The following is a 24,852-nucleotide window of genomic DNA, read 5'->3' on the forward strand; positions in this document are numbered from 1 at the left end:
CTTTAAAGCACGATTGCAGCATTGAACAATAAAGATCAGGCAGGCACGACGGGAAAATAAACATGGCATCAATTTCAGAACAAGAGGCCGTTGTCATTGGCGGCGGACTTGTCGGGGCATCTATTGCCTGGGGTTTGACACGTGCAGGTGTGCAAACTGTCGTGCTTGATGGCGAAGATCTGGCACTTCGTGCCTCCCGTGCCAATTTTGCACTTATCTGGGTGCAGGGCAAAGGTGTCGGCAAGCCTGATTATGCCCGCTGGTCACAACAAGCGGCCCAAAATTGGCCGCAACTTGCTTCCGATCTTTTGGCCACTACCGGCATTGATGTCAGTTTGAGCCAGAAAGGCGGTTTTTCTTTTGCTTTGTCCGATGCCGAACTTCAGCAATGGCACGATGAAGCCGCAAGAGTGGCGCGTGAAGTAGGCGAAGGTGCTCCTGATTATCAGGTTCTTGATCATGCGGCAACCCGCGCCATGTTACCGGCAATCGGGCCCGATGTTGTCGGTTCTGTTTATTCAACTGCCGATGGTCACGTCAATTCACTGCGCCTCTTGCGTGCACTTCATACTGCATTGCTCAAATCAGGTGTTGATTATCGTTCGCATCACGATGTTACGCAAATTACCCCCGACAAAAACGGGTTTATCCTCACCGGTATATGGGGGCAAATGCGAACGCGCAAACTCATATTAGCTGCTGGTGTCAACAATACCATGCTTGCACCGATGGTCGGCCTGCATGTGCCGCTTGTTCGCAGCAAAGGCCAAATTCTGGTTACAGAAAAATGTGCACCTTTTTTTGATTATACTGCAGCAACCATCCGGCAAGCTGATGAAGGCGGAGTGATGATCGGCGACAGTGAAGAAACCCACTCAGCCGCCCTCATGACCAATCAGGACATTTCTGCCGTTTTAGCCAATCGGGCAATCCGCATTTTTCCGCACTTGGCTGATGTCAATATTGTCAGAAGCTGGGCGGGCTTTCGGGTGAAATCCAAGGATGGCATGCCGATTTATCAACAATCAGAAACCTGCCCCGGTGCATTTGTCGTCACCTGCCATTCCGGCGTCACGCTAGCTTCCAATCATACATTGATCGTCGCGCCCCAAATTGCTGCCGGACGTCTGGATGATAATCTCAAACCATTTTCTGCACGGAGGTTTCATGTTTCAGTCACTGATTAAATCTGATGAAACCGTTTCCATTCAATTTGACGGCCAAATATTAAAAGTCACAAAGGGCATTAGTGTCGCAGCCGCATTGTTAAGCCAAGGCGTCAACCGCTTTCGTACCAGTGTTGTGGGCGGTGAACCGCGCGCTCCCTATTGCATGATGGGCGTTTGCTTTGAATGTCTGGTCACTATTGACGATGTGCAAAACCGTCAAAGCTGCATGACAGAAGTTTACGACGGCATGGTTGTCAAAAGCCAGCAAGGTGCACGTCGCATCGGGAGCGACACCCCATTATGAGCATCATCTCTTTAGATTCAGCAACTGATTTTCTGCCACTTTATGATCTGGTCATCATTGGCGCCGGCCCTGCGGGCATGAGTGCCGCAATTGAAGCCGGACACAGCGGTGCGCGCATTTTGGTGCTCGATGAAAATAATGCCGTCGGCGGCCAGATTTACCGTTCCATCACCAAAATCTCTGAAAAGACTCATCATTTCTTAGGCAAAGATTACTGGTCCGGACGCGAAATCGCCCATGAGTTTGCCAAAAGCTCGGTTCATTATGCAGCCGGTGCCACAGTATGGAGTTTGGAGCCTTACGGCAACGATGACGTTCGCTCAACAGCCATGATCGGTGTCTCATTTAAAGCTCAGGCACAGATGTTCAATGCCAAGAAAGTTATTCTGGCAACCGGTGCGATTGAAAGGCCTATGCCAATTACAGGCTGGACATTACCCGGTGTCATGACAATTGGCGCAGGACAGATCGCTTTAAAATCCGCAGGCATTGCCCCGAAAGGGCGAGTGGTTCTGGCCGGTTCAGGGCCTTTGCTTTATCTTTTCGCCGCACAATTGCTTGATGCAGGCGTCAAGATTACTGCCATTCTGGATACCACACCGCGCAGTAATCTTAAAACTGCCCTGCCCTATATCGGCGGATTTTTAGCCTCGCCTTATTTCGCCAAAGGGCTGTCGCTGCTTTTGAAAGTGCGCCGCAATATCCGCGTGGTCAACCATGTTGCAGCTTTACGCATTGAAGGCAAAGACAAAGCCGAACGCATCCGTTTTACCCACCATAAAACGCAAGAAACACTTGATATCGACTATGTGCTTTTGCACCACGGCGTTATCCCTAATATCAATCTGACCAGTGCTGCCGGTTGTGATTTGGAATGGAACGAAGATCAGCGCAGTTTTCAGCCAATGCTTGATGCCTTTCAACGCACCACAAAACCTGGTCTATTAATGGCCGGAGATGGTGCAGGTATTGGCGGCGCACAAGCTTCAAGTGTGGCAGGTCGTCTTGCTGCCATCACAATACTGGAAGACCTCGAACTTATCTCTCCGGAACAAGCAAAAGCCAAGAGATCGCTTTTACAAAAACAGCGCCAGAAATATCTGCGCGGACGCAAATTCCTTGATCTTTTTTATAAACCCGCCCAAGCTTTCCGCGTACCGGCCGACAATGACACGATTGTCTGTCGTTGCGAAGAAGTCAGCGCCGGAAAACTGCGTGATTTAATCGCGTTTGATATTGCAGGCCCAAACCAGCTCAAAACATTCGTGCGTTGCGGTATGGGGCCTTGTCAGGGACGTTTATGCGGCCAGACCGTCAGCGAAATGATCGCTGATGCACGCGATATCAGCCCTGCCGAGGTTGGCACTTATCGGCTGCGCGCCCCTGTCAAACCAGTAAGTCTAAGAGAAATTGCAGCGTTGCCCCAGCGCAGTGCTGCGGTGGTTGCCGTCACAGGCCACGAACCCGACGAACAACACCATCCCACCCCTTTACCACAGTAATTTGAAAGGACTATTTCAATGGCAACACGTCATTTACAAACACCAATCATGCATCGCGTTGTCGAGCATAATGGAATTGTTTATCTTGGTGGCACCACTTGCGATGATGAAAGCCTCGATATGGCTGGTCAGACCCGCGAAACGCTGGCAAAGATCGACAAATATCTGGCCGAAGCCGGTACCGACAAAACCAAACTTTTGTCTGCAACTATTTTCGTAACCGACCTTAATCTGAAACCTGAAATGGATAAGGTCTGGAAAGAATGGGTTGCACCGGAAAACCTACCAACCCGCGCCACAGTCGGCGTTGCTGATCTGGGCGATACCTGTCTGATCGAAATCGTTGTCACAGCGTATAAATAAGTTTTAAAAAAAATATGTGACGCCCGTGAGATCATAGGCGTCACATATTTTTCGGTTATCGCACTTCAAACTTTCACGGCCATATCAATCAAGCTGATAAGGCGGAGTCATCGATAATTTAACCATTAAAACGCATTTTATGATTTGTGTTTGACGTCTCTCAAATGACGTAAAAAAGCTTCAATAGCTGTCGTGACATCGTCTGAATTGTCGATTTTCACAACATCATCCGCAGCATTATCAAAAACAACTTCGCGCGACAGGCGCGCCGCTATTTCCTGCTCCGTTTCACGACCACGGCTGGCTAAACGATTAGCCAACACCTCAGGCCGCGCCGTTATCATCACAATCGAACGACGTGGATAAGCTGCACGAATATTATCAAGAACACGGCGCGAAACATTGGCAATCACAATGGCTCCCTCACCAATTTCCTGTTCCAGCGAGCGCGGCAAAGCATAATGCAAACCATGCGCCTGCCAATGCAACGCAAAAGCACCTTTTTCAAGTGCCTTTGCAAAGGCTGTTTCATCCATGCTGTCGTGATCTTCGGTCCCGGCCATTTGTGGACGCGTAATAATACGACGAACAAAATGAAAGCGATCATCATCTTTCAGCTCTTCACGGGCAGCATCCATAATGGTATCTTTGCCGGCACCGCTTGGACCTATAACCGCAATGAAACAACCTTTGGGATTCTCATTCTGCATTATTAATACAGGCCTCTTCTGCAACACAGCGCGGGAAATTTAGTTCTGCCAATTCGTGCGTGAATAGGTTTAATAGGTGGCAGTTTGAAAGTCGACCGGTGCAAGGATGATAAAAGCTTATTTCATTCATCATGGTTTAAATGCTGTATCAAAGCTTTTGCGTTAACGCGTTTGCATGCCTTACTAAAACCGTCTCAATAGCTAGGTCGCGGAAATCATCGGGCGCTTTATATTACTGCTGCTGATTATAATCAGACCTAATCAGCCTACAAATGTAATCAGCTCATGACACCAGCATGACAAATTCATGCAAAGCAATCGCTCAATATTACATTAATGACTGTTAATGACAAAAAAGTTATTTCAAACTTCGTCTTACCGTCATATTGTTTTGTTTTCATAAAACACATTGAATTATGAAATGAGAAGCAAAACAATAATGAAAAAAACTATGGTTCTCGTTGGCAATGCTCCGCTTGTCACGGGTCTATCCGATATGATCGACAGAACGAATTACGTAGTGCGCTTCAATGACGCTGCACATCCTGTCAATCTAGGGGGGACAAAAACTGACCTCTTGATGGTTGCAGCCACCAGCAAACCCATGCAAAAGCGTTTGCAGGAACCTCATTTCATTCAATCGCCGATTTTCAAAGCGGCAAAAGAAATACTGTTACCTTATCATCCAAGCATTATTGAAAAATATCATCCGCAGCCAAATATCCTATCACGCCTGAAAGGCAGACGTGAGGATTGGACACATCAAACTATTGATATTATTGGCCTTTATAAAGACATCCGTATCATGTCTCCACAATTTTACATGCAAGCTTGTGCGGAGCTCGGTATTGCTGAAAAAGATATGAAGAAACTTTTTCCTAGCACCGGATTTTTAGGCATATGGTATATGCTGCAAACTCATGATGCGAACGAATGGGACATCCGTATTTGCGGCTTCACATGGGAAGGCTGGAAGCGCCATGCATGGGATGCCGAGCGCCATTGGATTGAACAGAAAATGCAACAAGGGCGTCTTAGTTTTCTCCGCTGAAGCACCGCTCAAGATTTTGCAATCGAATATGGCAATGTCGCTCTACTATTATGATCGACATGAATTTTCTGCATCAAAGGCGGCACAGCCCGTTGCGGGCATTGCGTACGTTCACAAATGCGGCATGAAACGCCGATCGGTGTAAAGCTCGCACGCGCCGATAAATCCAGATCATCCGAATAAATAAATGTATGCGCGTAAGAAATCTCGCAACCAAAAGCCAAAGCATAACGCTGCTGCGGGCGGCTGAAACCGCCTGTACCCTTCGAAATTTGTGTCGCCAAGCAAAGATAACGCGCACCATCCGGCGTTTCCGCTAATTGGCGAATAATACGGTCATGGGTTTCAAAAGCTTCATGCACATTCCACAACGGACAGGCCGAACCAAAACGGGCAAATTGCAAACGCGCCGCGCTGTGGCGCTTGGTAATATTACCGGCGCGGTCCACACGGGCAAAAAACACCGGCACACCTTTTAAACCCGGCCGCTGCAAAGTGCTCAACCGATGGCAAATTTGCTCGAGACTGGCGCCAAAGCGCACTGACAATAATTCCAGATCATGGCGCAACTCTGCTGCCATACTATGAAAAAAACTATAGGGCAGCAAAAGCGCACCAGCGAAATAGTTCTGCAAGCCAATTTTGCAAATTTCAAAAGCTTCATGCGTGCGAAAATTTGCATTTTTTGCAATATTGTCGATCAGCTCGCTGGCATGAACCTGCGCAATCTGAAGCCCAAGCTGAAAATCACGGGTTGAAGGGGCGGCATAAGGGTTCATACACAAAGTGGAAGTCAGCGGATCAAACTGGCGCAGCACCTCCCCGCTATCCTTGTCACTCACCACATGAATTTGATGTTTTTGTTCTAAGAATTGGCAAAGCTGCGTATACCGGCGATCACTATTTTCAAGCTGCAATTCTTGCGATAATTTTTCAGCCTCAATATCGAGTGCATGAATATAATTATCGACGAAATGAAAAAAGTCGCGCACTTCTTCAAAAGGCGTGGTTTCAGCCAATGAAGCACTGCGTCCCAAACTGTCGCTCAAAGATGCCAACTGCTCACTATTGCGACGAAATCCCTGATGCGCACGGATCAACGCATGGGCCATATTGGGCGCACTTTGGCTGACGAGTTTTAATTCCTGTGCCGTCATATTGAGATTGTCAAAAATCGGATCATTCAGCGCTTCAGACAAAGCCGAAAGCAAACGATCACCTTCGCCAGAAGACAATTCAGAAATATTGATTTCGAATTTTTCAGCCAATGCTACCAAGACTGACGCCGAAACAGGACGCTGATTATTCTCAATCTGATTGAGATAGCTGGTTGAAATGCCAATACGCTCGGCAAACTTACTCTGCGTGGATTTATGCGCATCGCGCAATTCACGAATTTTACGCCCGATATAGAGTTTACCAATAGCCATTTGCAATTTCGCAATTTTGAGTTTGCATTTTTATAATTTACACATTGCCACATGTTTACCGGTTCTGTGAAGTCCTTTCTTGGGCTAATACATTCAAAGAAGTGCAATATTTTGCAATTGGGAGATGAAATGCGATCGATTTTAGAGCAACTCGAAACACGCCGTGCGCAAGCAAGGCTTGGCGGCGGGCAGAAGCGAATTGATGCCCAACATTCAAAAGGTAAGCTGACCGCCCGTGAGCGTATCGAAGTGCTGCTGGATGAAGGATCGTTTGAAGAATACGACATGTATGTCACCCACCGCGCGGTGGATTTCGGCATGGCCTCCCAGAAAATTGCCGGCGACGGCGTTGTTACCGGCTGGGGCACCATCAATGGTCGTCAGGTCTATGTCTTCAGTCAGGATTTTACCGTCCTGGGCGGCTCTTTGTCTGAAACCCACGCGCAGAAAATTTGCAAAATTATGGATATGGCGTTGCAAAACGGCGCACCGGTCATTGGATTAAACGATTCCGGCGGCGCTCGTATTCAAGAAGGCGTTGCTTCACTGGCAGGCTATGCCGAAGTGTTCAAGCGCAATGTTGATGCTTCCGGCGTTGTACCGCAAATATCCGTCATCATGGGGCCATGTGCCGGTGGTGCAGTTTATTCCCCTGCCATGACCGACTTTATCTTCATGGTGCGTGACAGTTCTTATATGTTTGTCACCGGCCCTGATGTGGTAAAGACCGTTACCAACGAAATTGTTACCGCTGAAGAGCTGGGCGGCGCACGCACCCACACCAGCAAATCCTCCGTTGCCGACGGCGCTTATGAAAACGACATCGAAGCACTAGAACAAGTGCGCATATTGTTTGACTATCTGCCACTCAATAATCTTGAAAGCACACCAAAGCGCCCGAGCTTTGATGATCCGGCACGTCTTGAACAACGCTTGGATACCCTCATTCCTGATGCTTCCAACAAGCCATATGATATGTGCGAGTTGATTTACTCAATCGCGGATGAAGGAGCGTTCTTCCAAATTCAGGAAGCTTTCGCCAAAAACATTCTCACCGGTTTTGTGCGCATTGATGGTCAAACCGTCGGCGTAGTTGCCAACCAACCGATGGTGCTGGCAGGCTGCCTTGATATTGATGCCTCGCGCAAAGCGGCACGTTTTGTGCGCTTCTGCGATGCGTTCAATATTCCAATCCTCACCCTTGTGGACGTGCCGGGCTTCTTGCCGGGCACCGCACAGGAATATGGCGGCGTGATCAAGCATGGCGCAAAATTGCTTTTTGCTTATTCACAAGCAACCGTCCCAATGGTCACGCTTATCACCCGCAAAGCCTATGGCGGTGCTTATGACGTGATGGCTTCCAAACATATCGGTGCCGACATCAATTACGCATGGCCAACGGCAGAAATTGCCGTGATGGGTGCAAAAGGTGCCACCGAAATTCTCTATCGCACGGAACTGAATGATCCGGAAAAAATCAGTGAGCGGACAGAGGAATATGAAACCCGTTTCGCCAATCCGTTTGTGGCAGCAGAACGCGGCTTTATTGATGAGGTGATTATGCCTCATTCATCGCGCCGCCGTATCGCCCGTGCCTTTGCTTCACTGCGTAATAAACGCACTGAACAGCGCTGGCGCAAGCACGATACTATTCCGCTGTGATTTTTCCCTCGGGCTTAAACCGTTCAACCGAAGCTGGATTTAATATGTTTAAAAAAATTCTTATTGCTAACCGAGGTGAAATTGCCTGTCGCGTGATCAAAACCGCGAAGAAAATGGGCATTGCCACAGTTGCTGTTTATTCTGATGCCGACCGTAACGCGCTTCATGTCTCAATGGCTGATGAAGCCGTGCATATCGGCCCTGCACCATCCAACCAGTCTTATATTGTCATCGACAAAATTCTCGATGCCATCCGTCAAACCGGCGCTGATGCGGTGCATCCGGGCTATGGCTTTTTGTCGGAAAATCCGGCTTTTGCCGCAGCTTTAGATAAGCTCGGCGTTGCTTTCATCGGCCCGCCAGAAGGCGCAATTTTAGCGATGGGTGATAAAATCACCTCGAAAAAACTGGCCGCTGAAGCTGGCGTTTCCACAGTTCCGGGGCATATGGGTTTGATTGAAAGCGCTGATGAAGCGGTGAAAATTGCCTCCAATATCGGCTATCCGGTGATGATCAAGGCCTCCGCCGGTGGTGGCGGCAAGGGCATGCGTATTGCCGAAAATGAAACGGAAGCACGTGAAGGCTTTCAGGCTGCCAAGAATGAGGCCAAAAACTCATTCGGTGACGACCGTATTTTCATTGAAAAATTTGTCACCCAGCCGCGCCATATCGAAATTCAGGTACTTGGCGACAAACACGGCAATATTATTTATTTGGGCGAACGTGAATGCTCCATTCAACGCCGCAACCAAAAAGTGGTGGAAGAAGCCCCGTCTCCTTTCTTGGATGAAGCAACACGCCGCGCCATGGGCGAACAGGCTGTAGCACTTGCCGCGGCCGTAGGTTATACTTCAGCCGGTACGGTTGAATTTATCGTTGATGGTTCACGTAATTTCTATTTCCTCGAAATGAACACCCGCTTGCAGGTGGAACATCCGGTCACGGAACTCATCACCGGCATTGACCTTGTCGAGCAAATGATCCGTGTTGCCGCCGGTGAAAAACTGGCAATTGCACAAAGCGAAGTCAAACTGAACGGCTGGGCGATTGAAAGCCGCCTTTACGCCGAAGATCCATATCGCAATTTCTTGCCGTCCATTGGCCGCCTCACACGTTATCGCCCGCCAGCGGAAGGTGAAAACACTGACGGCACCATTGTGCGCAATGATACCGGCGTTTATGAAGGTGGCGAAATTTCCATGTATTACGACCCGATGGTCGCAAAACTTTGTACATGGGCACCGGATCGTATCACCGCAATTGATGCGATGAGCGCTGCTTTAGACGAGTTTGAATTGGAAGGCATCGGCCACAATCTGCCGTTCCTGTCAGCCGTTATGCAGCATCCGCGCTTCCGTGACGGCAATATCACCACGGCTTTCATCGCCGAAGAATTTCCGGAAGGGTTCCAAGGTGTTAATGCGGATGTGAAAACCGCACAAAAACTGGCAGCTGTTGCCGCATTCATCAATAAAATCATGCAGGAACGCGCTGCCCAAATCAGCGGTCGTTTAAGCGACCACATGGCACCATTGGCCAAAGAATGGGTTGTCAGCTTAGGCCATCAATGCCTTGCTCTGACCATGGAAGACTATGAAGCCGGTTTGCGTATTCTGATCGGTGCCAATACTGTGTTGCATGTGGCAAGCGAATGGAAACCAGGCGATCAGCTTGGCATATTCAATGTAGACGGCGAAACAATGGGCGTTAAAGTTGACATTAACGGCAATGCTTTGCGTCTACGCTATCGCGGCATTGATGTTAAATGTTTTGTCCGTCGTCCGCGAGTGGCGGAGCTTGCCGAGCTGATGCCGGTCAAGCAAGCGCCGGATACATCCAAGATGCTATTGTGCCCGATGCCGGGTGTGATAACCTCCATTGCAGTCGCGGAGGGCGATCACGTAGAGGCAGGACAAGCATTGGCAATTGTTGAAGCAATGAAAATGGAAAATACCTTGCGCGCAGAAAAAAGCGGCGTGGTAAAGCGCATACTGGCATCTTCCGGCCAAAGTCTGGCTGTCGATGAGCTTATTCTGGAGTTCATTTAATGGCGGCGAAAGTAACAATGGCCGATTGGCAGAAACTGGCAGAAAAGGAGGTCAAACGATCTCCCGACACACTGACATGGCAGACACCGGAAGGCATTCCGGTGAAACCGCTTTATACCGCCGATGATCTGGAGCGTGTGCAACATCTGGATACACTGCCCGGTCTTGCGCCTTTTGTACGCGGCCCCCGCGCCACCATGTATGCCGGTCGTCCATGGACAATCCGCCAATATGCCGGTTTTTCCACCGCTGAAGCCTCCAATGCTTTTTATAAACGCAATCTTGCTGCCGGACAAAAAGGCTTGTCCGTTGCTTTCGATCTGGCAACCCATCGCGGCTATGACAGCGACCATCCCCGCGTTGTCGGCGATGTCGGTAAAGCAGGTGTGGCGATTGACAGTGTCGAGGATATGAAAATTCTCTTTGACGGTATTCCGCTCAAAGATATGTCTGTTTCCATGACCATGAATGGCGCGGTTATTCCGATTTTGGCCAATTTCATTGTCGCTGGCGAAGAACAAGGCTGCTCCCGCGCCGAGCTTTCCGGCACGATTCAGAATGATATTCTGAAAGAGTTTATGGTGCGCAACACCTATATCTATCCGCCGGAACCATCCATGCGGATTATTGCCGATATTATCGAATACACAGCCAAAGAAATGCCGCGCTTCAATTCGATCTCCATTTCCGGCTATCATATGCAGGAAGCGGGTTCGACACTGGTGCAGGAACTCGCTTTCACATTGGCCGACGGGCGCGAATATGTGCGCGCAGCCTTGAGAAAAGGCCTGAATGTCGATGATTTCGCGGGGCGCTTGTCGTTCTTCTTCGCCATCGGCATGAATTTCTTTATGGAAGCAGCCAAGCTTCGCGCCGCGCGCTTGCTGTGGACACGCATCATGGAAGAATTCGAGCCGAAAAAAGCCTCATCTATGATGCTGCGCACCCACTGCCAGACCTCCGGCGTGTCGTTGCAGGAACAAGACCCTTATAATAACGTTATCCGCACTGCTTATGAGGCGATGTCGGCAGCACTTGGCGGCACACAGTCGCTGCACACCAACGCGCTTGATGAAGCGATTGCCCTGCCAACGGAGTTTTCGGCTCGTATTGCGCGTAATACGCAGTTGATTTTGCAGCATGAAACCGGCGTCACCAATGTGGTGGATCCGCTGGCCGGTTCTTATTATGTCGAAAGCCTCACCCATGATCTGGCTGAAAAAGCTTGGGCGCTGATTGAAGAAGTGGAAGAGCTTGGCGGCATGACCAAAGCGGTTGCCACCGGCATGCCGAAACGCCTGATCGAAGAAGCGGCAACGCGGCGTCAAGCTGCTGTTGACCGCGGCGATGAAGTGATCGTCGGCGTCAATAAATACCGCCTCGAAAACGAAGACCAACTCGATATTCTCGAAATCGACAATACGGCGGTGCGTCTGGCGCAGATCGAGCGCATTGAAAAAATGAAACGCAATCGCGATGCCGCCAAGGTGGCAGCAGCCCTTACGGCATTAACGGAAGTTGCCCGCACCAAACAGGGTAATATTCTGGAAGCCGCGGTGGAAGCCGCGCGTGCGCGTGCCACAGTCGGCGAAATTTCCGATGCATTGCGTGTTGTTTATGGTGACCATGCCGCCATTCCGGAAGTTGTCAGCGATGTTTATGGGGATGCCTATGACGGCGATCCGGAATATCAAACACTTATCGAGCGCCTTGGCGAATTTTCCAAAGTTTTAAGCCAAAAGCCTAAAATTATGGTCGCGAAACTTGGTCAGGATGGCCATGACCGTGGCGCCAAAATCATTGCTTCTGCCTTTGGCGATATGGGTTTTGATGTGCTTGCTGGCCCACTCTTCCAAACACCGGAAGAAGCGGCAGATATGGCCGTGCAGCAGAAGGTGCATGTGGTTGGCATGTCGTCACTGGCAGCCGGTCACAAAACACTGGCGCCGCAACTCATTAAAGCGTTGAAAGAACGCGGTGCTGGTCAGGCGATTGTCGTGGTTGGCGGTGTTATTCCACGCCAAGACTATGATTACCTTTATGAAAATGGTGTTTCAGCCGTTTTTGGCCCCGGCACCAATGTGATGGAAGCAGCACGTACGGTGCTTGATCTTCTGGAAGGCAAACGTCCTAATACGCTGTAAGATCAAAAAGGCTCCCAGATAAATACGGGAGCCTTTTTCTATACGCACTAAATATCTGCAACAAGCGTGAAAATTGCCGGTATTGCCAATGATGCGCCGGACAAAAACAACAAAACAAATGCCAATCGCCGCAAGGCAACAGCCGAAAGCGGTGGGGGAAAACGACGCGCCAAAAATGTAAATAAGATCACGACCGGTATGGCCAAAAGGCTCCACCAAAAATCAATTGATGGCATTTCTCCTGCCGCCATTACAGTGCCAAGTCGCACCAGCGCATTCAGTCCAAAAACTGCCACCAGCGTTTCGCGGATAACCGCAAGTCTTAAAGGCTGTCGATATAGATGATAAACTAATGGTGGTCCTGCGGTTGAAAATAAACCACCCATTAATCCGGCTAATGAACCAAAGAAAATAAACGATCCCGCTGCAGACGGCTTTTCCAAAGGCGTTGGTTTCATAAGCAGCTGGATACTCGAAATAATAATAAAAATGCCAAGTACCAATTTCAGCCAAACAACCGAACTATCAAGTAAAAGCCCAAGCAGCCAGTAACCGATCAACAAAAACAAAAGGCTTGGGATTATAATCAGCGTAAATTCACGCTTGGCGATATTGCGCCAACCTTTTGCCAAAACTTGTGCAGCATTCACGACCGTTAAAAAACTCACCAATATCGCCGCTTCATTTATCGGCATTATGGCAGCCAATGCTATGCCGCCCATCATGATCAACCCCAACGCAAAGCCAGTGAGCGTCTGCATATAGGCCGCAAGACCTGCCAGCAGCAAAAGCGCTGCCATATTAGCCGGTTCCATAATGATATTGCTTTCAGATTATTATATATAAAGGTGAGTGAATTAAGCGACGCAAATAGCATCTCTCAAGCAGCACCAATATGCAATAAAAAGCAATCATTTAGCAAATAAACAATGGCTTCTTGGCGCATCTGACCTTAAAATAAACTTCAGCAAGGAAATCATTTCAAATAGTTGAAATCAATCGGTCAGCCCAATATCCACCGGCTTTTGCCAAAGCTTCCGCGGTATCGACATCACTCAAAGCGGCTTCGCCAATTTCGACATCAATCACTTCAACAGCACTTTTTTCAATCAGAGTTCGCGCACCACGATCCCCTTGCAATTTTGCAAGTTCTGCAAAAAGGCTGGAAGGAATAACCACCGGATTACCAGCCTCCCCATTACAAGTTGCGCGAACGACCGCACGATGACGGCTTTTGTCGAATGCCGCCAGCATTTCCCTTATATGCGTAGCTTTAATCTGCGGCATATCACCAAGCTGGATCATTAATCCCGTTGCAGAAGGCGGCAGATGATCAAGTGCTGCTTTGATTGAAGTTGATAGCCCTTGACTGTAATCGGGATTTATAATGGTTTTAATGGTTAGATGATGCAGCGCCATATCAATTTCTTCAGCCATATGGCCAAGCACAACAATGACCGGTCGCCCGCCACCGGCAATTGCCGCTTCTGCCGAGCGCCTGATAAGCGGCACACCATCAAAATGTGCCAGCAATTTATTGCGCATACCCATCCGGCTGGAGCGTCCGGCAGCCAAAACAGCAATTGCCACATCACCTTTAAAATCTGCTTTCAGCATTTCCCGCGGTGAAGGCCGGCTTGGAATTTCAGACAAAATACCGCCCACCCCCATTCTGGAGACCATTTGATGATCAACTTTTAAATCAGCCATCAAACGATCCAAAATCCAATCAAAACCATTTTCTTTCGGACTTCTGGAACATCCGGGAGCCCCCAGTACAGGTTTGCCATCCAGACTTGCCAATATCAGCAAATTACCAGGATCAACCGGCATACCGATGCGTTCGATCTTGCCTCCGGCAAGGCGAATAGCCTGCGGTACGATATCATCTGGATCACATACCGCGGAAGCCCCGAAAATAACGGCCATATCGGCATTTTTCAATGTGCCTTTGATCGCCTCTGCAACGAACGGCACTTGATGCTCAACGCGCATCTCGCTTACCAAATCGCCGCCATTAAGCTCCAGGCGCCTGGCGGTAACTTTGGCTGTTTTGTCAAGAATACTGATTTTGAGATTTGGCAATGTGGTTTGGATCAAGCCGACTTTTTTAGGAGAAAATGGTTTAACCGCAAATGCTCGCTGTCTGATGGCCAGACTTTGCACTTTTTGCATATGTAACTGATCGACTGCAAAGGGAATGATTTTAACCGTTGCAACCAGCATGTCGACAGTTGTGCGGGTAAAAGGCGCTAATGTTGCCAAGGTTATCGAGCTGTCAACGCGATTAATAGCATGAACCAGTTCTTCTGAAACGCAAAAAAGACCGGCTTTTTCCGCATAGAAATTAACCCGTCCCGTGGTTGCAAGTCCTGCACGGATATTTTCAAAAGACAAGCAATCTGCAATGCGTCGTGCCGCATCATCTTCACCAATATCAAGGGCTTCCAATTTGGCAGCCAGCACATCTGCATGCCCTGCCAATCTGATATGTTCAATATCGCTGCGCGTTAAAATCGAGCCTTTTTTGATCACCTTTTCATCGGCAATGATCGTATGAGCGAGAATAGCTCCCAATGCATCCTTTAATGACAAGCGACCAAACTGCATGGATTTATTCCGTTGAACGGTTGCGATAGGCGGCAATCACCTGCGCCAAAACTGCAATGGCAATTTCAGCAGGACCTTGCGCCTTGATATCAAGCCCGATCGGCGCATGGATCAATCCACAATCATTTTCCGAAAAGCCTGCCTGATAAAGTCGCTCAAGCCGTTTTACATGGGTTTTTCGGCTACCCAGAGCCCCAATATAAAATGCTTTCGCCTGTAATGCAGCGATCAATGCAGGGTCATCTATTTTCGGATCATGCGTCAAGGCAGCCACAGCCGTATGTTTATCTAATGCGTGTTTGCCGAAATAATCTTGCGGCCACTCCACATGCAAATCCGCATCGCCAAAACGTTGCTCTGTCGCAAAGGCCGATCTTGGATCAATGATAGTGACATCGAAATTGGTCAATTTGGCTGCGACCAGCAGGTTCTGGCTGATATGCACCGCACCGACCAAAACAAGTCGCGGATGTGGCGCATAAATATTGAGAAAATAATCTTGCCCCTCAAGGCTAAGTATACCGGACTTGCCAATACTCACATTTTCCATCAAAGGCTGCAATGAAACATCACCATCAAAAATATGCTGCTGAGCGCCATTTTGAATATTGGTCAGCAAATAACTTGCACGCCGGTTTTCCAATGCTTGAGAAATATCAGTAAAGACAGCCGTTAACGGTGTCACCAGAATTTTAATACGTCCGCCACATGAAAGGCCGACACGCCATGCGGTTTCATCGGCAATGCCAAATTCCAGCACACGAGATTTTCCATCTGTGATGACATCCAGTGCTTGACCGATGACTTCTGTCTCCACGCAGCCACCAGAAACAGAACCATAGAAATTAGCGTGATTATCAATCAACAAGTGACTACCGACAGGACACGGCGCCGAGCCCCATGTTTCAATGACAGTGGCAATGGCGGCAGGTCGGTTTTCCTTTAACCATTTCACAGCCATCAGAAGGGGCTGAAACAACACATCCTGTTGCGTCAGTTTTAAGTTCATTTAGCCCCTCCTCCCTTTTTATCGACACATTTTCAGGCACGCCCGAAAAGTGCGCCTAGCTTGTTTTTAAACACTGCCCATAAAACACTCAGCATATTCAGCTCTTTTGCCGGTGCATGTTTGCGTGGTGCAGCCGGCTTTGGTGACGGTGCAGCAACGCCCTCAGCGGCATCAAAACTTTCTGCTACCGGTTCTGCTCCGGCAGACAATTCACCTTCCAAATTATTGGCAAATTCTTTGCAGATTTGACCGGCAACCGCCTCAACAATGCCACCACGTGCAACCTGCGCCAAGGAGCCAGAGAGTGAATAATTTACATCCACCGAAACAACGGTGGTGTTTTCTCCCTCTTCAGTCAGCGCATAAGTCACCTCGCCTTTAGCGCGCGAAGAATGATTTTTATCAATCCCCACCCCAGTGATAACGCCAGTGAACCTTGCCTCATCCGGTACCACCTTGGCCTCGCCGCCAAAATCTGCCTTCACAGGGCCAAGTTTCACCGTAATGCGCCCTTTGGCAACACCATCCACCGGTGGCTCGGTTAGTTGTGCTCCCGGAATACAGGCCACTACCGCTGCCAAATCCTGAAACTTCTCCCACACAACTTTGCGGTTATGATTGACTTTAAAAACCTGTTTAATCTCAGCCATGATACTCCCCTTTTTAGTTTTCTGCCCCGCACCAATCATAAATGCAAAGCGCCATCACCTTGATAGATGTGATGTAATCCTCAATCGATACATATTCGTCATTAGCATGCATAACCGCCGTTGAGCCCGGTCCGAAGATTACTGTTGGTGTATCTGCATAAAGGTTGAGGAAACGTGTATCGGCAGCACCCTGACGCCCACTGATAACCGGCTGTTTTCCGGTCAGTTCAGTATAGTTTTTGCTCACCAGATCAACAATCGGATGATCGACCGGAATTTCGGATGCCTGCGCATCATAGCCGACAAAACGCACCACCGGCGGATGGTCTTTCATCCAAGGATCTTGTGCGGCCATTTCGTTGATTTTATCAACGAGACTTTGCTTCACCCCTTCATGATCTTCACCCGGAACCGTTCCGATACTACCTTTTAACAATGCGGTGTCAGGAAAAGCGCTTGGATAGTTACCGGCCTGAAAGCTGCCGATAATGCATGGCAGAGAATCCAGCGCATTCGGGTAAAGCGGATGGCGCACGATTGCCACGCGGTAATCTTCCAGCTCTTTAACGGCCTGCACAACTTTATTGCCCAGATCAATGCCGGAAATACCTTCATAGCGCTTTTGAATTCCCGCCGGTTTGCCCTGCACAGCAATTTCAAACCAGATGCGACCGATGCAAGCCGGCTGCACTGCCAGATCACTGGTTTCTCCCGAAATACCGGCATCCGCTTTATAGCCGCGCATTACCGTATCAAGCGTACCGTGGCCGGAAACCTCTTCATCAATCACCACGTTGATATAGACATCTCCTTTCAGTTTTACGCCCGCTTGTTTCAGATATTCGACAGCCAGAATATGGCTTGCCACACCGCTTTTCATGTCAGCGGCACCACGACCATAAATACGTCCATTGTCGATTTTTGCCGACCAAGGATTATCTGACCAGCCTTCACCATTGCCGACCGGAATAACATCCGTATGGCCATTGAGAAGCAATGAACGGCCTCCGCCGGTGCCTTTGAATGTCGCCACAATATTCGGACGGCCCTCGTAACCCATCGCGACAGGGCGATAACCGGGATGTTTTTTCAATTCCTCCCAATCGGTTTCCCACATATCGACCTCAAGGCCGATCTTGTTCATATAATCGGCGACATAAGCCTGAATAGCAGCCTCATCACCGGTAACAGAGGGGATCGCGATCATTTCTTGCAAGAATTTGACCGAGGCATCCTGATTATTTTCAATGGTTTCCAGAATTTTCTGACGGGTCGCAGAACTCATTTTATTCTCCGGTTGTTGAAGGCTTCACGCCCTTAAAAGACAAGATTTCCGATTTTATTTGATGATCATCAGTCCATCAGGCTTGGCAGCCAGAGCGCTATGTCAGGGATAAAGATCAGCAAAGCCATCAGGCTGATATTAATGAGAATGAACGGTACTGCCGCCATATAAATCTCGCCCATTGTGGTGCCTTCGGGCGCCACACCTTTCATAACGAAAAGCGATAATCCTGCTGGCGGAGTAATGGTGGCAAGTTCCAGATTGACCATCATCACCACAGCAAACCAAATCGGTTCCCAGCCCATGGCATGGATGATTGGCAGAAAAATCGGCATGGTGACCAGAACAATCGATGTCTGTTCAATAAACATACCGATCACCATCACAATCAGCATCATGATCAGCATCAGCACCAGCGGTGCGACCGGTAAAGTTGTTGCCCATTCGGTGATGGCCGTAGTTGCGCCGGAAAAACTCAATAACTGACTGAAGGCTGCCGAACCTGTCAAAATGATCAGGATCATCACTGTCAGCTGCAAAGCTGACGAAAGAGCGTTGCGGACGGTCTGCCAATTCAGTTTTCCATACATGAAAGACAGAATGAACGTCAGGAATGTTCCGATTGCAGCCGATTCAGTCGGTGTAGCGATACCGGTGAAGATAAAAACGATCGTCAGCACCACAATCGAAACCGGCGGAACGAGATAGAACAGCGTATTTTTCATTTTTACACGAAAAGGCACGATTTCTATTTCATAAGTCGGCGCATCTTGCGGACGTAAAGTAGCGCGCAAGACGATATAAAGGATATAAGCAATCGCCAGCAAAATGCCCGGCACAATGATGGCAACCAGCGTTTTGGCAATCGAAAATCCGCCAACACTCGCCAAAACAATCGCCAAAGTGCTTGGTGGAATGAGAATAGCTAAAGCACCACTGCCAAGCACCGGACCGATTGCTAGAGTACGCGCATAACCGCGGCGTTCCATTTCCGGTGTCAAGGTTGAGCCAAGCATTGCAACTGAACCCATCGCCACGCCAGTCAGTGTCGCCAGTACAGTTCCCGCACCAATAGTCAGCACTGCCAAACGACCGGCAATAAAGCCTAGCCACTGATCAAGCACCTCGATCATACGCGGTGCAATGCCTGAATGAAACATCACCGAGCCCATCAAAATGAACATCGGTACCGGCACCAGCATGAAGGTCGAGATTGAACTATCAATACTCAAAACTAACTGACTGAAGCCGGTTGTTCCGCCCCACATGAAAAACACGCCCAGCATATTGACGGTCATGAAGGCAAAAGCCACCGGCACACCCAGCATCATCAAGCCGGTGAGCCCCGCGAAAAAATATAACAGAAAAGTCCACCACTCCATTTTAGTGCTCCGCAGGTTTGGATGGTTGAATATTATCGGCGCGGATAAAACGGAGTGTGCGCAGGATAAATTCTACGCCCAGCAGGAAACATCCAACCGGAATGACCGCCAGATTGATGGCGCGCGGGATTTCAAGTTCAGCTGCCACCATAATACCGCGCTGAATGGAGCGGATAATGGCGTGATAGCCGTAATAAGCCATGATCAGACAGACGATGGCGCTAATGATCGAAGAAATGATCAGCATGGCACGACGCACCGGCGGCGAGACAATCGTCATCAGAATATCGACCGTAACATGACCGTCTTTGCGCAACACCCATGCAGCGCCTAAGAAGGTGATATAGACCATCATGATGCCACTGATCTGGTCGATGCCGTGGATGCCGTAATTAAAGAAGACACGCATCGCCACTTTGATAACCGTTGCCAGCATCATAGCAATCAATGTGAGACATGCGAGAAAGGCAAACAAATTCAAAATGAAGTCGTAGAATTTCTCAATTGTTTTCATAACAAACCTGCATTCGTTCGAATGGAGCTTTGCTCTTGGAAGGTCACTTCCAAGAGCAAAAACCTCAGACATCATTGTTCGAAGAGCTCTTTGACTTCAGAGATTTGTTTCTCGCTTAGAATAGAAGCGTAATAAGCCCAGAGCGAATCAACAGCGACCTTGTTCCAGCGCTCGGCTTCTTCGGGTGAAAGCTTCACCACTTCCATGCCGGCTTTTTGCATCAGGTCCGTTTGTTCATCGAGATTTTGTTGAAACCAGCCTTGTGTCCATTCTTGTGTTTCGGACATGGCCTGATCGAGAATGGCTTGAATTTCAGGCGACAATGCCTCGTATTTATCGAGGTTCATCACAATGTTTGCACCACTGCGATACATCGGCTGGTCGATCATGTATTTGGTGACGCTCTGCCAGCCATAACGGGTAAAACCATCGGCAACCGGCCAGCTGAAACCATCAACCGTACCGCGATCCATCGCCAGATAAATTTCACTCGGTGGCAAAGTGACAGATTCTGCGCCCGCATCTTTCAAGAAATGTCGGGTCAGCGGTGCTGAACGCAGCTTTTTCGACTTGATGTCGTCAATGGATTTTACCGGAAAATTGGTACTGATATAATGAACACCTACACCTAGATCTCCACTGGCGTGGCCGATATAACGTGCACCTTTGTTGGCATAAAGATCAACCAAATAGTTATGTAGTTTACTGCCCGGGCCATTATCCGGCACTTTATAAGGTGAAAGTTCGGTGATGTCTCCGCCCGGCACCACACCTGCCCAATAGTTTGGTGCACCATACCAGACATCAAAAACACCATTTACCAGCGCTTCCGGCTGATCAAAAGGCGGCAGAACATCATCTGCACCCATATATTGCACCCGCACTTTGCCTTCACCAATGCGGTTTACATTATCCATGAAATTTTTGCCGATATCGGCAGTTGGTGAAAAGCCGTGCGCCCATGCGCCGACCATTCTTAATGTTACAGTTGCTGCTTGCGCCTCTGTCATCCACGCCGTGCCACTCCACAGAAGCGCACCTGCCAAAGCTATCGATGTAACAGGGGTAATAAATTGCCTCATGACCGAAATCATGTCATTTCCTCCCTTGATTTCTCCCCGACCGCACTTCGCCAAAAATGCGGCTTACACTCAAATCCTCCTTTGAGCGCAAATGTATCGTAATGCGTTTACATCCAACTTGTCTACAAAGTTTTTTGTATTGCATACAATCTTTGCGTAGCTTACAAATAAATATGACGATATAAGCGGGTTTCCTGTTTCACAGGTTCCATCACTTTGGGAGGAGTGACATGCGCCCTTCGGGTTTTAGCTATCATCGCGCTGATGACCTTCAGCACGCCTATCAATTATTGGCCGAGTTTGGTGAAGATGGCCGCCCCTTATCAGGCGGGCAAAGTCTGGTACCAATGATGAATTTGCGTTTAGCAAGGCCAAATCATCTGGTTGATATCAACCGGCTACCGCTTAACCAGTTTGAATTACTGCCAAATTTTTTACGCATCGGTGCACTGGTGCGCCATCATGAATATGCAACCAATCCGCATATTGAAGCCTACTTTCCAGCATTTCAGGAAGCCGTTCACTGGATCGCTCATCCCACGATCCGCTTACATGGCTCGCTTGGCGGTAGTATTTCCCATGCTGATCCGACCGCAGAATTACCTGCCATGTGCGTTCTTTATGATGCGGAAATTATTTTAGGCTCGCTGCAAGGCGAACGCCGCGTTAAAGCACAAGATTTCTTTCATGGTGCCTATGTCACTGCCGTGGAACCGGGTGAAATGGTTATTGCAGTGGAGTTTCCATTGCCAAAAGAGCAACCATCCGGTGCTTTTAGCGAACTTGGCGAGCGCTTAGGCGATTTTGCCATTGCTTCTATCGGTGTCGCACTTACCCATAAGGCCGGCACTATCGCAACTGCGGCAATTGTCTGTGGCGGTGCCGAAATGGTTGCAACGCGAGGCCCTGCGATTGAAGCGCAATTAGTCGGAAAACGCTTGGATCAAGTCAATTTTGACACACTGGCTGCCGAGTTTTCCGGCCAGTTTAATCCGGCTGGCGATTTTACCGCTACTACTGCCTATCGCAAAAACCTGATCGGTGAATTGACAAAGCGCACATTGCAGCGCGCTTGCAACAAAGCATTGGAAGCAGCATGAGCGAACAATCAAAAATGAATGTAACTTTGACGGTTAACGGTAATACCCGCACGGTTTCAGTCGAACCCAGACATTTGCTGGCAGATGTTTTGCGCCATGAATTCAATCTTTCCGGTGTCCATATCGGATGTGCGCATGGCGCATGTGGTTGTTGCACTGTGCATCTTGATGGCTTGCCGCGTCTTTCCTGCCTGACCTTTGCTGTACAGTGTGACGGACGCGAAATCAAAACTGTCGAAAGCCTTGGCGGCATTGATGCCACCCATATTTTGCAACAGGCATTCAAAAGCGAGCATGGCCTGCAATGCGGCTATTGCACTCCTGGTTTTCTGATGACACTCGCGCCTTATGTCAGCCAACAAATTGAACTGGGCGAAATGCCGGAAGAAGCTGATATTCGTGAAGCTATGAGCGGCAATATCTGTCGCTGCACCGGTTATCACGGTATTGTGGCCGCGGTTAAAAAAGCGATTTCATCTCAATTGACGGAAAGGGCTTGAATATGAGACCTGAAAGCCCCCGCCATATCGGCGCACGCATTCAACGCTTTGAAGATACAAGGCTTTTGTCGGGCACGGCACGTTATATTGACGATATCAAAATGCCGGATATGCTGCATTTGCGTTTTGCACGTGCGCAATCCGCCCATGCCAAAATTGTGGAAATCGATCAATTTGCGCTGGAAGACATCGGTTTTAAAACCTGGGTTTTTACCGGTGAAGACACCCGCCATTTGTCGATGAAAGCCCATCAGGATTATCCTGAAATGCAATATTCAGAGCAGCCTTTGCTGGCTCTTGATAAAGTACGCTATGTCGGTGAACCGGTGGCAGCTGTACTGGCTGAGGACCCTTATCATGCAGAAGATGCGGCAGAGCAACTTTTCATCGATTATGAACCGCTGGCCATTGTCGCTTCCATGAAGGATGCGCTTGACCCGAATATTCCGCCAATTTTTGATAATTGGACAAAAAACACCTTTGTCGAACGGCAAATGAAAGGTGGCGATCTGGAGGCGGCAAAAGCTGCTGCCCATTATACCATCAAACGTCGTTATATCAATAAAAGACAAGCCGGCGTACCAATGGAAGGCCGCGGTGTTGTCGCTTATATGGATCCGGCAACGCGGTTTTTAACCGTCTGGTCGTCCACTCAAATGCCACATCTGGTGCGCACTTATATTTCAGAAGAATTGGGCTTGCCGGAATCGCGCATCCGCGTTGTTGCGCCCGATGTCGGTGGTGGGTTTGGTGTCAAAGGGCAAGTCTTCCCCGATGAGGTACTGATCGCTTGGATTGCAATGCAGGTTGACCGTCCGGTCAAATGGATCGAAGATCGCCGCGAACATCTGATTTCCAGTATTCATGCCCGCGATCATGATCATACATTGGAAGCTTATGTCTCTGAAGATGGTCGCTTATTAGGTTTGAAGGCTGATATCAGTGTCGATGTCGGTGCCTATTCGACATTTCCGTTTACCGCTGCCGGTGATCCGGGAATGGCTGCAAAAGTCATGCCGGGGCCTTATGATTTTCAAGCTTATGAGGCCACATTCCGTGCGCTCGCCAGCAATAAATGTCCGCTCGGCACCTATCGCGGTGTGGCGCGCCCGTCTGCCGTGTTCTCACAAGAGCGCTTGATGGATGATATTGCCAAAGAAATTGGCATGGATCCGTTTGAATTTCGCCTGAAAAATATCATCCGCGAATTTCCATATAAAAACGTGCTCGGCTTTACCTATGATCCGGGGTCTTATGAGCAATCCATCCTGCAAATCAGGGAATTGTTGAAAGACGATATTGCAGCGGCTGAAGCATCAAAAAGCTCCAAAACCACCCGTATTGGCGTCGGTATTGCCACATTTTTAGAGCAAACCGCGCATGGAACACCCGATTTTGCCCGTCGTCGTACACCCATTGAAACCGGTTATATTGCAGCGCATGTACAAATGGCACCGGATGGCACAGTGACCATCAATTTAGGGCTGCAAAGTCATGGCCAAGGGTTGGAAACCACCATGGCGCAGGTCGCAGCCGACGCCTTGGGCGTGCGGCCGGAAGATGTTTTTGTCAAACATGGAGACACAATGGGTTCACCCTACTCGGTCGGCACATGGGGCAGTCGCGGCGGGCCTTTGGGCGGCGGTGCCGTCCATATGGCCTCCTTACAAATTGCCAATAAACTTAAGGCCATTGCGGCTCATTTTCTGCAAGCAAGCAGTGATGACATTGAGCTACGGGATAATTTGGCCTTTTTACGCAGTGATCCGGGGCGCAATGTGCCGCTCAAAACCATCGCGCGTGCAGCAATACGCAATGTCGACCAATTGCCGGAAGGTATCTTGCCAGGCTTGGATGCCGAATATGCACTTGATGGGCCAACGGACGGAACCTATGCCAATGCCACCCATGCGGCCGTGGTTGAAATTGACGTACCAACCGGAAAAATGAAACTGAAGCGCTTTGTTGTGGTGGAAGATTGCGGCACCATTCTCAACCCATTGGTGGTGGACGGACAGGTGCGTGGCGGCGTGGTGCAAGGCATCGGTTCAGCAATGTTCGAGCATTTTGTCTATGACGAAGAAGGGCAGCCCTTAACCACCAGCTTTGCTGACTATCTGATGCCGATTGCACCGGAAATTCCAAATATCGAAGTGCATCACATTGAAACGCCAACGCCGTTAACACCGCTGGGTGCCAAAGGTTTGGGTGAAGGCGGAGCTATTGGCCCCCCTGCTGCAATTGCCAATGCAGTGGCCAATGCGCTTAATGTTTATGTGCCATTTACACCTCTCAATGCCAGCGACATCTGGGAATTAACAGCAAATATGCGTTAAA

General features: G+C 49.1%; 21 protein-coding genes. 11 read left to right on the plus strand and 10 right to left on the minus strand.

Annotated elements, in window-relative coordinates; genetic code table 11:
- Positions 1-62 precede the first annotated feature (62 nt).
- From ACI0FR_RS11375 to ACI0FR_RS11390, 4 genes are read left to right on the plus strand one after another with little or no spacing between them, the layout of a single operon-like run.
- A complete protein-coding gene (locus tag ACI0FR_RS11375) occupies positions 63-1,187 on the plus strand; it encodes an NAD(P)/FAD-dependent oxidoreductase (protein ID WP_404907565.1) in 1,125 nt (374 codons plus the stop codon).
- Positions 1,168-1,473 (plus strand): (2Fe-2S)-binding protein, encoded by a 306-nt coding sequence (locus ACI0FR_RS11380; protein WP_374832543.1) that lies wholly within the window; start codon positions 1,168-1,170, stop codon positions 1,471-1,473. Before ACI0FR_RS11375 ends, ACI0FR_RS11380 begins: the two co-directional genes overlap by 20 nt.
- Positions 1,470-2,975: an FAD-dependent oxidoreductase gene (locus ACI0FR_RS11385; protein WP_404907567.1), complete on the plus strand. Its 1,506-nt coding sequence runs from the start codon at positions 1,470-1,472 to the stop codon at positions 2,973-2,975. Before ACI0FR_RS11380 ends, ACI0FR_RS11385 begins: the two co-directional genes overlap by 4 nt.
- A gap of 18 nt (positions 2,976-2,993) precedes the next feature.
- On the plus strand, positions 2,994-3,338 hold the full coding sequence (locus ACI0FR_RS11390) for a RidA family protein (RefSeq protein WP_374832547.1): 345 nt from the start codon (positions 2,994-2,996) through the stop codon (positions 3,336-3,338).
- A gap of 137 nt (positions 3,339-3,475) precedes the next feature.
- Here the strand turns inward: ACI0FR_RS11390 and phnN are convergent, their stop codons facing one another.
- Positions 3,476-4,048, minus strand: a complete 573-nt coding sequence (gene phnN, locus ACI0FR_RS11395) for a phosphonate metabolism protein/1,5-bisphosphokinase (PRPP-forming) PhnN (protein ID WP_404907569.1) — start codon at positions 4,046-4,048, stop codon at positions 3,476-3,478.
- Positions 4,049-4,487: 439 nt separating this feature from the next.
- Here phnN and ACI0FR_RS11400 point away from each other — a divergent pair, with 439 nt between their 5' ends.
- Entirely contained in the window at positions 4,488-5,099 is a 612-nt protein-coding gene (locus tag ACI0FR_RS11400; protein WP_374832729.1) for a hypothetical protein, read from the plus strand.
- Positions 5,100-5,107: 8 nt separating this feature from the next.
- On the opposite strand, the gene ACI0FR_RS11405 is transcribed toward ACI0FR_RS11400, so the two are convergent.
- On the minus strand, positions 5,108-6,529 hold the full coding sequence (locus ACI0FR_RS11405; protein ID WP_374832551.1) for a helix-turn-helix domain-containing protein: 1,422 nt from the start codon (positions 6,527-6,529) through the stop codon (positions 5,108-5,110).
- A gap of 129 nt (positions 6,530-6,658) precedes the next feature.
- On the opposite strand from ACI0FR_RS11405, the gene ACI0FR_RS11410 reads away from it, so the two are divergent.
- Genes ACI0FR_RS11410 through scpA form a run of 3 tightly spaced genes read left to right on the plus strand, consistent with a single transcriptional unit; the run spans position 6,659 to position 12,383 of the window.
- Positions 6,659-8,191 (plus strand): acyl-CoA carboxylase subunit beta, encoded by a 1,533-nt coding sequence (locus ACI0FR_RS11410; RefSeq protein ID WP_404907571.1) that lies wholly within the window; start codon positions 6,659-6,661, stop codon positions 8,189-8,191.
- 44 nt (positions 8,192-8,235) lie between these two features.
- Positions 8,236-10,239 (plus strand): acetyl-CoA carboxylase biotin carboxylase subunit, encoded by a 2,004-nt coding sequence (locus ACI0FR_RS11415; RefSeq protein ID WP_404907573.1) that lies wholly within the window; start codon positions 8,236-8,238, stop codon positions 10,237-10,239.
- On the plus strand, positions 10,239-12,383 hold the full coding sequence (scpA, locus tag ACI0FR_RS11420; protein WP_404907575.1) for a methylmalonyl-CoA mutase: 2,145 nt from the start codon (positions 10,239-10,241) through the stop codon (positions 12,381-12,383). Before ACI0FR_RS11415 ends, scpA begins: the two co-directional genes overlap by 1 nt.
- 47 nt (positions 12,384-12,430) lie before the next feature.
- Here scpA and ACI0FR_RS11425 read toward each other — a convergent pair whose 3' ends face one another.
- The 8 genes from ACI0FR_RS11425 to dctP all read right to left on the minus strand — a co-directional run bounded on the left by ACI0FR_RS11425 (position 12,431) and on the right by dctP (position 20,915).
- On the minus strand, positions 12,431-13,198 hold the full coding sequence (locus tag ACI0FR_RS11425) for a TSUP family transporter (protein ID WP_374832559.1): 768 nt from the start codon (positions 13,196-13,198) through the stop codon (positions 12,431-12,433).
- 166 nt (positions 13,199-13,364) lie between these two features.
- Positions 13,365-14,993 (minus strand): NTP transferase domain-containing protein, encoded by a 1,629-nt coding sequence (locus tag ACI0FR_RS11430; RefSeq protein ID WP_404907576.1) that lies wholly within the window; start codon positions 14,991-14,993, stop codon positions 13,365-13,367.
- Positions 14,994-14,997: 4 nt separating this feature from the next.
- Positions 14,998-16,002, minus strand: a complete 1,005-nt coding sequence (locus tag ACI0FR_RS11435; RefSeq protein ID WP_404907577.1) for an XdhC family protein — start codon at positions 16,000-16,002, stop codon at positions 14,998-15,000.
- A gap of 32 nt (positions 16,003-16,034) precedes the next feature.
- A complete protein-coding gene (locus tag ACI0FR_RS11440; RefSeq protein WP_404907579.1) occupies positions 16,035-16,652 on the minus strand; it encodes an SRPBCC family protein in 618 nt (205 codons plus the stop codon).
- Positions 16,653-16,665: 13 nt separating this feature from the next.
- Positions 16,666-17,937 (minus strand): ArgE/DapE family deacylase, encoded by a 1,272-nt coding sequence (locus tag ACI0FR_RS11445; protein WP_404907581.1) that lies wholly within the window; start codon positions 17,935-17,937, stop codon positions 16,666-16,668.
- A 68-nt stretch (positions 17,938-18,005) separates the two neighbouring features.
- Positions 18,006-19,319, minus strand: a complete 1,314-nt coding sequence (locus ACI0FR_RS11450) for a TRAP transporter large permease (RefSeq protein WP_374832569.1) — start codon at positions 19,317-19,319, stop codon at positions 18,006-18,008.
- A 1-nt stretch (position 19,320) separates the two neighbouring features.
- A complete protein-coding gene (locus tag ACI0FR_RS11455; RefSeq protein ID WP_404907583.1) occupies positions 19,321-19,833 on the minus strand; it encodes a TRAP transporter small permease in 513 nt (170 codons plus the stop codon).
- Between the two features lie 71 nt (positions 19,834-19,904).
- The gene (gene dctP, locus ACI0FR_RS11460; protein ID WP_404907585.1) at positions 19,905-20,915 is read right to left on the minus strand and encodes a TRAP transporter substrate-binding protein DctP; all 1,011 of its coding nucleotides are present in this window, start codon (positions 20,913-20,915) and stop codon (positions 19,905-19,907) included.
- A gap of 230 nt (positions 20,916-21,145) precedes the next feature.
- Here dctP and ACI0FR_RS11465 point away from each other — a divergent pair, with 230 nt between their 5' ends.
- Genes ACI0FR_RS11465 through ACI0FR_RS11475 form a run of 3 tightly spaced genes read left to right on the plus strand, consistent with a single transcriptional unit; the run spans position 21,146 to position 24,851 of the window.
- Positions 21,146-22,015, plus strand: coding sequence for an FAD binding domain-containing protein (locus ACI0FR_RS11465; protein WP_374832575.1), 870 nt, complete (start codon positions 21,146-21,148; stop codon positions 22,013-22,015).
- Positions 22,012-22,515 carry a (2Fe-2S)-binding protein gene (locus ACI0FR_RS11470; protein ID WP_404907587.1) on the plus strand — a complete coding sequence of 168 codons (504 nt, stop codon included), beginning with the start codon at positions 22,012-22,014 and terminating at the stop codon, positions 22,513-22,515. The genes ACI0FR_RS11465 and ACI0FR_RS11470 overlap by 4 nt, the downstream gene beginning before the upstream one ends.
- 2 nt (positions 22,516-22,517) lie before the next feature.
- Positions 22,518-24,851 carry a xanthine dehydrogenase family protein molybdopterin-binding subunit gene (locus ACI0FR_RS11475; RefSeq protein ID WP_404907589.1) on the plus strand — a complete coding sequence of 778 codons (2,334 nt, stop codon included), beginning with the start codon at positions 22,518-22,520 and terminating at the stop codon, positions 24,849-24,851.
- The last annotated feature ends 1 nt before the right edge of the window (position 24,852 follow it).

This window comes from Paenochrobactrum sp. BZR 201-1, assembly GCF_044987585.2.
In the GTDB taxonomy this organism is placed as follows: Bacteria; Pseudomonadota; Alphaproteobacteria; order Rhizobiales; family Rhizobiaceae; genus Paenochrobactrum; species Paenochrobactrum pullorum.

What these genes read in the sequence shown, in the direction of transcription:
- ACI0FR_RS11415 (WP_404907573.1), top strand. Translation starts at nt 8,236, where the DNA reads ATGTTTAAAAAAATTCTTATTGCTAACCGAGGTGAAATTGCCTGTCGC.
- phnN (WP_404907569.1), bottom strand. Translation starts at nt 4,048, where the DNA reads ATGCAGAATGAGAATCCCAAAGGTTGTTTCATTGCGGTTATAGGTCCA.
- ACI0FR_RS11405 (WP_374832551.1), bottom strand. Translation starts at nt 6,529, where the DNA reads ATGGCTATTGGTAAACTCTATATCGGGCGTAAAATTCGTGAATTGCGC.
- scpA (WP_404907575.1), top strand. Translation starts at nt 10,239, where the DNA reads ATGGCGGCGAAAGTAACAATGGCCGATTGGCAGAAACTGGCAGAAAAG.
- ACI0FR_RS11430 (WP_404907576.1), bottom strand. Translation starts at nt 14,993, where the DNA reads ATGCAGTTTGGTCGCTTGTCATTAAAGGATGCATTGGGAGCTATTCTC.
- ACI0FR_RS11435 (WP_404907577.1), bottom strand. Translation starts at nt 16,002, where the DNA reads ATGAACTTAAAACTGACGCAACAGGATGTGTTGTTTCAGCCCCTTCTG.
- ACI0FR_RS11400 (WP_374832729.1), top strand. Translation starts at nt 4,488, where the DNA reads ATGAAAAAAACTATGGTTCTCGTTGGCAATGCTCCGCTTGTCACGGGT.
- ACI0FR_RS11450 (WP_374832569.1), bottom strand. Translation starts at nt 19,319, where the DNA reads ATGGAGTGGTGGACTTTTCTGTTATATTTTTTCGCGGGGCTCACCGGC.
- ACI0FR_RS11465 (WP_374832575.1), top strand. Translation starts at nt 21,146, where the DNA reads ATGCGCCCTTCGGGTTTTAGCTATCATCGCGCTGATGACCTTCAGCAC.
- ACI0FR_RS11440 (WP_404907579.1), bottom strand. Translation starts at nt 16,652, where the DNA reads ATGGCTGAGATTAAACAGGTTTTTAAAGTCAATCATAACCGCAAAGTT.
- ACI0FR_RS11385 (WP_404907567.1), top strand. Translation starts at nt 1,470, where the DNA reads ATGAGCATCATCTCTTTAGATTCAGCAACTGATTTTCTGCCACTTTAT.
- ACI0FR_RS11380 (WP_374832543.1), top strand. Translation starts at nt 1,168, where the DNA reads ATGTTTCAGTCACTGATTAAATCTGATGAAACCGTTTCCATTCAATTT.
- ACI0FR_RS11390 (WP_374832547.1), top strand. Translation starts at nt 2,994, where the DNA reads ATGGCAACACGTCATTTACAAACACCAATCATGCATCGCGTTGTCGAG.
- ACI0FR_RS11455 (WP_404907583.1), bottom strand. Translation starts at nt 19,833, where the DNA reads ATGAAAACAATTGAGAAATTCTACGACTTCATTTTGAATTTGTTTGCC.
- ACI0FR_RS11410 (WP_404907571.1), top strand. Translation starts at nt 6,659, where the DNA reads ATGCGATCGATTTTAGAGCAACTCGAAACACGCCGTGCGCAAGCAAGG.
- ACI0FR_RS11475 (WP_404907589.1), top strand. Translation starts at nt 22,518, where the DNA reads ATGAGACCTGAAAGCCCCCGCCATATCGGCGCACGCATTCAACGCTTT.
- ACI0FR_RS11375 (WP_404907565.1), top strand. Translation starts at nt 63, where the DNA reads ATGGCATCAATTTCAGAACAAGAGGCCGTTGTCATTGGCGGCGGACTT.
- ACI0FR_RS11445 (WP_404907581.1), bottom strand. Translation starts at nt 17,937, where the DNA reads ATGAGTTCTGCGACCCGTCAGAAAATTCTGGAAACCATTGAAAATAAT.
- ACI0FR_RS11425 (WP_374832559.1), bottom strand. Translation starts at nt 13,198, where the DNA reads ATGGAACCGGCTAATATGGCAGCGCTTTTGCTGCTGGCAGGTCTTGCG.
- ACI0FR_RS11470 (WP_404907587.1), top strand. Translation starts at nt 22,012, where the DNA reads ATGAGCGAACAATCAAAAATGAATGTAACTTTGACGGTTAACGGTAAT.
- dctP (WP_404907585.1), bottom strand. Translation starts at nt 20,915, where the DNA reads ATGAGGCAATTTATTACCCCTGTTACATCGATAGCTTTGGCAGGTGCG.